Origin of the sequence: Microcystis sp. M179S2 (genome assembly GCF_020245805.1) — a bacterium.
GTDB lineage: Bacteria > Cyanobacteriota > Cyanobacteriia > Cyanobacteriales > Microcystaceae > Microcystis > Microcystis aeruginosa.
In genome coordinates this window covers 1-3,364 of record NZ_JADBUE010000241.1, presented here as the reverse complement: position 1 = coordinate 3,364, position 3,364 = coordinate 1, and the positions used below count along the sequence as shown (strand labels likewise).

3 protein-coding genes and 2 pseudogenes are annotated in these 3,364 nt (G+C 41.0%); all 5 read left to right on the top strand.

Annotated elements, in window-relative coordinates; translation table 11 throughout:
- Positions 1-1,387: pseudogene (locus IM500_RS15025) on the top strand (hypothetical protein); the annotation flags it as partial.
- Positions 1,388-1,397: 10 nt separating this feature from the next.
- Positions 1,398-2,231, top strand: a complete 834-nt coding sequence (locus IM500_RS15020; RefSeq protein ID WP_190722504.1) for a hypothetical protein — start codon at positions 1,398-1,400, stop codon at positions 2,229-2,231.
- A gap of 112 nt (positions 2,232-2,343) precedes the next feature.
- Positions 2,344-2,916: a hypothetical protein gene (locus tag IM500_RS15015; protein ID WP_287738845.1), complete on the top strand. Its 573-nt coding sequence runs from the start codon at positions 2,344-2,346 to the stop codon at positions 2,914-2,916.
- Complete coding sequence (locus IM500_RS15010; RefSeq protein ID WP_190722506.1) at positions 2,909-3,151, top strand: hypothetical protein; 243 nt, start codon at positions 2,909-2,911, stop codon at positions 3,149-3,151. The genes IM500_RS15015 and IM500_RS15010 overlap by 8 nt, the downstream gene beginning before the upstream one ends.
- Positions 3,138-3,364: pseudogene (locus IM500_RS15005) on the top strand (hypothetical protein); the annotation flags it as partial. The gene IM500_RS15010 and the pseudogene IM500_RS15005, both read left to right, overlap by 14 nt.

Here is a 3,364-nt window from a genome sequence, read left to right as displayed (position 1 = left end):
CAACCCGCCTGGAACGACTCCCCCTTTTACCCCTTTCCCTAGACCAGGAAAGAACAATACCGGTGGACAAAACGAACCGCCCAAAAAGGAAGAAACCCCGCCGTGGTTTAGTCCTTTTCCAGCACTCAACCCTCCATTTAAAGAGCCTTTTCAATTTAATCCTATTGATCCGCCCACGACTAGAGGACCTTACGTCAAGAACGACCCAGTCGTGAGCTTTGGAACAACCAGTCCCCCGGAACCGTTTACCCACCCAACTCCTATCCCTGATCCTGGCCCCATTCCTACTCCTGACCCCAATCCTAATCCTGACCCCAATCCTAATCCTACCCCCAATCCTAATCCCACTAATCCCACCAATAAACAACCCACTACCACCACCCCAGAGCCAAACAAGGATAAAAATCCTATTCCATTTTTCCCGCCATTTCCGATTATCAATCCTCAAGACCCAAAAATAGAAAATCCTAGCGATCCACCGCCGCCAATCAAGCAAACACCGCCGGGTAATAACTGCTGCGTTCCTACATCAGTAGATCAAAAATTAAATGATGCTAATAAAAAACTCGATGCCTTGACTCCAACGCTTGAGTTGCTCGATCTGGCCATATTAAAACAAATCAACAACAAACTCGGTCCACAAATTAGCGGGGGATTATCGGGCTATCTTCAAGATAGGTTTACTAAGTTGTGGAAGTCGCGAGTAGTTGACCGCACCCTTAATTTAATGGCTACGGCTGCGGCTATTCATAATGCGGTCATGCTTTCTCGAAACATTGGTTCGACTTTAATTTCCACTTTAGGTAATGCTTTAAGCATTATCGGCATTAAAGACGGTGATGAAGTTGCTCAAAATTTCTCTACAGTTATCGGCGATGGAATTGAAAATATTATTAAAGGACTAATAGGAACTGAAAATTACACTACCTTAAGTGAAACATGGGCAAAGGCAAATAGGATTTATCAAAGTGCAATTAATATTTATCAGTTAATGACTGATTCGCTTTTTGGTATCACATCAGGATTAGAGCAAACCGCCAAATATACTGGAAAAATTGGCAATGCTTTAAGGAAGTCCGGAGCGGTTTTAGAAGATTCCTATAATTGGATGAGCGAACAATTCAACTTTTCTAGTGGCAAAAATAGAAAAATTGATCGAGTGATTCAGGGGCTACAGCAAGCGAGTGAGATTGCATCAGACCTAGAAAGCATAACCTCGGAATTTAGATCAGTAACTGAAAATGTAGCCGAAATTAAAACACAAATAGACACAATTAAAGGAGAAGTTGAGGTAAAAGAAGAAGACAAAAAAGATAAAGAAACTAAAGGTAAAGAAGATTCGCAATCCCCCTCTATTAACAAATCTGACTTAATTAAACCTAATTGATCCATCCATTATGACTACTCCCTCTAACCTTAACGAATTTGAACACTTGCAAAGCACTATTTTAAGAGTTCATAACCAAATAGTGCGAGAGGAGTTTAGTGATATTACAGGCGATGATTTAGATTTAGCCGTTCCTCGGTCTTCGTTGCGTTGGGCTTGTTTGCTCAAGGATAACGATACTTGTGATATGATGATTCAGCGTTTTTTATTATTTTATTTTACCCTAAGACGGGCGCAAGATTTACAGCAGCCGTTTTATGGTATTCCCTTAGATGATTTACACGCTTCAAGGAAATTTAAACCTCAAGTTACCTTATATTTCAAAGAAGATCAGAATGAGGTAGAGGACGATTCCCGTCCAACTTGGGGAGAGATTTCTTTTAGGTTGATGAATGAATCTAGCACCACAATAACAAGAACAGAATTAACTACTTTAGCCAACAAAATCAAGACAGAGTTTGGAGCCGCTAACGGATATGTCTGGAAAAAAGGAAGAAAATTATACTCTTATACCGAGAAAGATAAGGGCTATCAATTACAGTTACTTTGTCGAGATGAGGCTACAGCTAAAGAGTTGATTAATAAAATTTTAGACTTACAAAATGATAATCCTGATTGGAAGTTTTTAAAGTCTAACATTGCCGACAATGAAAATGAATCTTTTCCCTATAATCCCGGTAATCAGACAATTTTAGGGAAAAGCCGCCGCAAACCCCGCCGTCGTCCCATGGTTGATGTGCGCTTCCAGTACGCCACGGCTACCATTTGGGGGGTGAACAAGCCGATCGCTCTCTACGATCGCTCGTTTGCCTTCCTTGATGCTCTTGTCGATGAGTTTCCCTAGTATTCACGGATAGTCTATACCCTTCCGTCGAGTCGTATTGGCTGGAAGCCTTGCTATAACTGAATTATTGGATTCACCGAGAGCGGCATAATTACTGTACTAAGCGGATAATATGGCAAGAAAAAGATTTTCAGATTTAGAACGAGTGTACACTGCTTTAAAGCTGGGAAAGGTTGACCCTAGCACCCTTCCACAGAATCTAGACTTTGTTCAATATGCAAAATGGCGTGAAGGCGACGGACCGGAGCGAAATATAGTTAGACCTCCCCTAAACGGAGAGGTTGAAGTTGGCGTCAATGCTTTTGGATATCCATTTAATAACGACAAAGGTAAGATAAAAATTTCCATATCTGGTCGCTCAAATGCTTTCTTAAATGGATTTGGTCCTAAGACTAAATTTGGAGTTATTAATACTGGACTAAACGACTATCAAAGAGTTTCTAGCTTTGTTTCAGCGAAAGCTCGCATCGCTATCATTGTTGCTGGAACCACTAAGACATCAAAAATTACTGGGCGAAAATACAAGAACAAGACCGGAACCGCTTACACGGTTCCCATGGGGCGAACTGACTCGACGAAACAGTATCAAGAGCAAATTAACGAGATTTTAGCCGATGCCGTTTTTAGCGGTTCTAGTGCCACTCATACGGTAAGTTTTGATCCAGAGGAGTTCCGCCGTGATTAATTCTCTTTTACCTGAAATTAGAGAAGGAATGAGGTTGTGGTCTCCTCAAGGGCTAAACGAGGAAGTTTCTTTAGAAGAAACATCAGAAAATTTAATCCTTTGTGGGCAAGCATTAACCGATTTCCTTTCGTTAAAAATTGACCTCACAGACTATCTTGAGATAGTTGAAAGTTGCGGGGTAGATGTCGATGACTATTTAGATGTAATTAGCTTTAACCTGCATGACTTCTTATAACGCAAGTAATTCTAGTAATTGGCAGTCTGTTTGGAGTCAAAGCTTTACCGCAGAACCAGCACCGGGAAACAAACCAGAATTAGAACGGTATTTTCCTTTGCCAGACATCTCTGTGCCGATTCAGTTAAGTGCTGGTTTACTAGCTTTTTATGCTACCAGTCAAGATGCTGATCCTAAATGGAAGTTTGCGGCTAACGTTAAACGCAAATATGT